The organism is Methanohalobium sp. (assembly GCF_046546175.1).
Lineage (GTDB): Archaea > Halobacteriota > Methanosarcinia > Methanosarcinales > Methanosarcinaceae > Methanohalobium.
In genome coordinates this window covers 1-4,408 of the sequence record NZ_JBKGYF010000114.1, presented here as the reverse complement: position 1 = coordinate 4,408, position 4,408 = coordinate 1, and the positions used below count along the sequence as shown (strand labels likewise).

Annotated in this window: 6 protein-coding genes; 5 read left to right on the top strand and 1 reads right to left on the bottom strand. The window is 38.1% G+C overall.

Annotated elements, in window-relative coordinates; all coding sequences use genetic code 11:
• Nucleotides 1–29 precede the first annotated feature (29 nt).
• On the bottom strand, nt 30–326 hold the full coding sequence (locus ACLFMM_RS09330; protein ID WP_410808462.1) for a hypothetical protein: 297 nt from the start codon (nt 324–326) through the stop codon (nt 30–32).
• Between the two features lie 123 nt (nt 327–449).
• On the opposite strand from ACLFMM_RS09330, the gene ACLFMM_RS09325 reads away from it, so the two are divergent.
• The 5 genes from ACLFMM_RS09325 to ACLFMM_RS09305 all read left to right on the top strand — a co-directional run bounded on the left by ACLFMM_RS09325 (nt 450) and on the right by ACLFMM_RS09305 (nt 4,293).
• The gene (locus ACLFMM_RS09325; RefSeq protein ID WP_410808461.1) at nt 450–1,214 is read left to right on the top strand and encodes a DUF169 domain-containing protein; all 765 of its coding nucleotides are present in this window, start codon (nt 450–452) and stop codon (nt 1,212–1,214) included.
• A 413-nt stretch (nt 1,215–1,627) separates the two neighbouring features.
• Nucleotides 1,628–2,557 (top strand): permease, encoded by a 930-nt coding sequence (locus tag ACLFMM_RS09320; protein WP_410808460.1) that lies wholly within the window; start codon nt 1,628–1,630, stop codon nt 2,555–2,557.
• A gap of 58 nt (nt 2,558–2,615) precedes the next feature.
• Nucleotides 2,616–3,650 (top strand): permease, encoded by a 1,035-nt coding sequence (locus tag ACLFMM_RS09315; RefSeq protein ID WP_410808459.1) that lies wholly within the window; start codon nt 2,616–2,618, stop codon nt 3,648–3,650.
• Between the two features lie 15 nt (nt 3,651–3,665).
• Nucleotides 3,666–3,899 (top strand): thioredoxin family protein, encoded by a 234-nt coding sequence (locus tag ACLFMM_RS09310; protein WP_410808458.1) that lies wholly within the window; start codon nt 3,666–3,668, stop codon nt 3,897–3,899.
• The gene (locus ACLFMM_RS09305) at nt 3,874–4,293 is read left to right on the top strand and encodes a putative zinc-binding protein (protein ID WP_410808457.1); all 420 of its coding nucleotides are present in this window, start codon (nt 3,874–3,876) and stop codon (nt 4,291–4,293) included. Before ACLFMM_RS09310 ends, ACLFMM_RS09305 begins: the two co-directional genes overlap by 26 nt.
• Nucleotides 4,294–4,408 lie beyond the last annotated feature (115 nt).

Here is a 4,408-nt window from a genome sequence, read left to right as displayed (position 1 = left end):
ATCAGAATGCACCTTAATATTACTTGTATTCACAGTTCCCCAGCAAGGAGAGCTTTGTGACAGGCCATTGCAAGAAGAGAATTTACGAAATTTTCGCATTCTTCTTCCGTATCCACCATTTTCACAGTAACCTTGCCTGTGTTGAAGATATTGGCCTGTTTGCACCCCATCTCTACCATCAACACACCCAGTTTTTCAGAATACCTTCCATCGATATATCTGGATAAAAATTCAAGGTCAGGTTCTTCGTCCAGATGAGCTATAACCCTTAATTTCCATGGGTCTGCAACGCATGGTAAAACTTTCTCAATTGATTGAACCTTCATAAATTCACCTTTTTGATAAATTATATTGGGATTTCACCCACATAAAACTATTTCAAATCAATTTGAAACAGGAAAATATATATAATTTTGTTTCAAATATCTTTGAAATAAAGAGGTGATATATTGCCCACTATAAAAGAAATCAGAAATTTCGGTCAAACGTTAAAAAACGTCCTGAATCTGGATGGGTATCCTGTAGGTGTACGTTTTTTAACAGATGACTTTCCAGTGAATGATGCTATCCCTGCAGAAGGACATCGATATTGCCAGGCAGCGATGAAAGCGCGCCACGGCCAGCACATACTTGTAAATGCTGACACAATATCTTGCCCAGCCGCTGCTAGAGCATTTGGATTCCGACAACTTCCCGAAAAACTAAAAAGCGGCAAGGGATTGGTTAAATTTGGCATTACAAATGTTGACTCTGTTGGAAAATCTATGTTTGAAAACATGCCAACGTTGGAAATGGGACAGATCAAAAGCATCGATTTATTCCCCCTTAACATGGCTGAAGACATACCAGATATTGTCTTTGTAGAGGATAAAGTAGAGAAATTGATGTGGATTTTGCTGGGGTATATGCATAGTATTGGCGGCAAAAGGGTAGAAAGTTCTACCGTTGTATTGCAAGCAATATGTGTGGATTCCACAATAATTCCCTATATTAATAATTCCATGAACTTTAGTTACGGATGTTACGGATGCAGAGATGCCACAGATATAGGTCCTGGAGAAGCATCACTTGGATTTCCTGTCAATTACCTCCCTGAGATTACCGAACATGTGAAATATCTTGGTGAAAAAGCTATACCTCACTCACGAGAAAAAAACGCTCTAAGAACATTGCAGGAAAAAGACAACCAATCGACTTCATGCGAAAGTCAATAATAAAAAGATATACGAAAGCCTATCAATTTTTTTCTTTATCGGTATGAGAATACATTGATGATTGTAAGTACATATCACAACCGTTAAACATCCATGAATTAGTCAGAAGGTTTCAAAATGAGCTTTAAGTGTAATATATGCGGGAAAGAAGATAATTCTATGCTCAAAGCTAATCACAGGGATTTAGGAGCTATAAAACTCTGTTTAGATTGTTGGACTGCAGAAAAAGACAAAAACAAACTGAATCATTTAAACAGAGGATGCAGCTGCTGCAGGTGACCACAGATGAAACGAAGGGATACATTGTAGACTGACAAACTAACAATCAGCTGTTACATTTCCAAAGAAGTATAACTAAGATAATTTAATTGTAATGGATTTTTAACGTTAACAATAATCGAGGAGTATAAATCATGGTATTTGAAATGATAGCAGATTATATCGTTACTGCAACCGGATTGACAGGCAATGCTGCAGATGCTCTCCACTTCTGGATATACGATAGTCTGAAAATTATTACTATTTTACTGCTGGTCATATTTGCCATCGGATTCTTGAGAACTTACCTTGCCCCTGAAAAACTGAGAGATTATCTTAAAGGAAAACATAGTATTTTTGGATATGGTGCTGCTGCACTACTGGGTATTGTGTCGCCTTTTTGCTCATGCTCAACAATACCACTGTTCCTTGGTTTTGTCAGTGCAGGTGTTCCATTTGGTATGATAATTACATTTCTGTTTGTATCACCTATGGTGAATGAAGCTGCTATTGTAGTTCTGCTGGGTACCCTTGGCTGGAAAATTACTTCACTTTATGTATTGGGAGGAGTAATTGTAGGGTCATTTGGTGGATTTTTGTTGAACAACCTTGGTTTTGAGAAATATGTAGAAAAGTTCGATTTCGGAGCCCAGAGCTATTGTGAAGATGAAACATCCATAAAAGAAAGGTGCAATATAGCTTACACCGAAGCAAAGGATATTGTTAAACAAATAACTCCCTATGTGCTTATTGGAGTAGGCATAGGTGCACTAATACACGGATTCGTTCCCAGAGAGATTATAACCAATTATTTAACTGGTTCTCTTGCAGTTCCTGGTGCTGTAATAGTAGGAATTCCAATATATACCAACATAATGGGTGTTATACCTGTAATCGAGAGTTTGATTGGTAAAGGCCTTCCAGTCGGTACTTCACTGGCATTCATGATGTCTGTAGCTGCATTATCACTTCCTGAATTTATAATGCTAAAAAAAGCTATGAAAAAGCAACTTATCATAGCATATGGTGCTATTGTTGGTGTAGGAATTACATTGATGGGAATTATATTCAACTTCATATTTTGAATAATGAAAATCTTTATATAAATCGTTTCAATTATATTTGAAATAGGTACAGATTAATATGCAAGATTATATAATTCGTCTAACTGAGATTGGATTAGCATCGGTCCAGGAATATCTGGCACTACATGTCATAATGTGTCTTGTACCTGCATTTTTCCTGGCTGGTGCAATTGCAGCACTGTTTTCAAAAGAATCAGTACTGCAATTTTTTGGTAAAGATGTACCAAAATATGTATCCTATCCAATCGCAGCGGTTTCAGGAACTGTGCTGGCTGTTTGTAGCTGTACTGTGCTCCCCCTGTTTGCTGGAATCTACCGGCGTGGTGCGGGGATAGGACCGGCTACAGCTTTTTTATTTTCAGCACCTGCAATAAACATTCTTGCAATTGTATACACTGCCCAGATACTGGGGTACGACCTTGGAATTGCACGCGCTGCAACAGCCATATTATTTTCAGTGGTAATTGGACTTGGAATGACTGCTATATTTGAGAGAAATGACACCGGAGAAAAGGGTTTCACCCTTACTGGAAGCGATGAGCACAAAAACAGTGTTAGGCTGTTCATCTTGCTACTTGCAATCCTAATACTCCCCGGGTTTTTTGATTCACTGGTGTACAGTTTGGTAGCTGTGGCCCCACTTGTAGCCATTACTGTGTATTCATCCCTTAACTGGTTCACAAAGGATGAATTGAAAAGCTGGATGAGTGAGGTATGGTTCCTGGTCAAACAAATCGTACCCCTGCTTCTGGTTGGTGTATTCTTTGCAGGGATCATTGTAGAGGTGTTGCCTGCTGAATATGTTGCCAGGTATGTGGGAGAAAACTCCATAACTTCAAACCTTACTGCTGGAGCTGCCGCTGCACTCATGTACTTTTCAACACTGACCGAAGTCCCTATTATAAGCTCGCTCACTCAGCTTGGGATGGGTAGAGGACCTGCACTGACTATGTTGCTTGCAGGACCCGCGCTAAGTTTACCCAATATGATAGTAATCAGCAGGATAATGGGATTGAAAAAAGGTTTAACCTATATAGTGTTTATCACAGTAATTGCTGCAATAGCTGGACTCATATTTGGATATTTGATTTAAAAATAGGTGATAAAAATGAAGATAGAAATACTCGGAACAGGATGTCCTAAATGTAAAAAAACAAAAGAAATAGTAGACAAAGTAGTCAAAGATAAAGGAATCGAGGCCGAAGTTGAGAAGGTAGAAGATATGGACAAAATTATGAGCTACGGTGTCATGCTCACACCTGCAGTTGTAGTTGATGGTGACGTGAAAGTAGCTGGCAAAGTTCCTGGAGAAGATGATGTTAAAAAATGGATATCTGGTTAAACGAGGTGAAAATGTATGGAAGAAGATAGATGCCTGTGTGAATCATCAAATGCAGGGATTTTTTCCCTGCTCTGGTGGTTCCAATGTTGGACAGATATCAAACGAAATAGCAGTTGAGCTTACAAAGCAAGATATTGGGAAAATGATGTGTACTGTCGGAATCGGTGGCAGAATCTCAGGTCTTATGAAATCTGCAGAAGGGTGTGATTCTGTTGTAGCCATCGATGGATGCCCACTTCATTGTTCAAAACAAACCCTTGAACTTGCAGAAATTGATGTTAGTCACCATATAGTAATAACCGATTATGGTGTTAAAAAAGATAAAAATCTTGAACCCGATGGTTCAGTTGTATCTGGGTGCATTGAAAAAGTCAAAAATGATTTGCAACAATAAAATCATTTTCTTTTTTTACTTTTTAACAAAACTAGCGTAATCTGTAAGATTTTCAATTCAATATAGTTTACTTTATAAGTAAAAAATATAAGAATTGATGACATAAAATATAATC

What these genes read in the sequence shown, in the direction of transcription:
- ACLFMM_RS09330 (WP_410808462.1), bottom strand. Translation starts at nt 326, where the DNA reads ATGAAGGTTCAATCAATTGAGAAAGTTTTACCATGCGTTGCAGACCCA.
- ACLFMM_RS09320 (WP_410808460.1), top strand. Translation starts at nt 1,628, where the DNA reads ATGGTATTTGAAATGATAGCAGATTATATCGTTACTGCAACCGGATTG.
- ACLFMM_RS09315 (WP_410808459.1), top strand. Translation starts at nt 2,616, where the DNA reads ATGCAAGATTATATAATTCGTCTAACTGAGATTGGATTAGCATCGGTC.
- ACLFMM_RS09310 (WP_410808458.1), top strand. Translation starts at nt 3,666, where the DNA reads ATGAAGATAGAAATACTCGGAACAGGATGTCCTAAATGTAAAAAAACA.
- ACLFMM_RS09305 (WP_410808457.1), top strand. Translation starts at nt 3,874, where the DNA reads ATGTTAAAAAATGGATATCTGGTTAAACGAGGTGAAAATGTATGGAAG.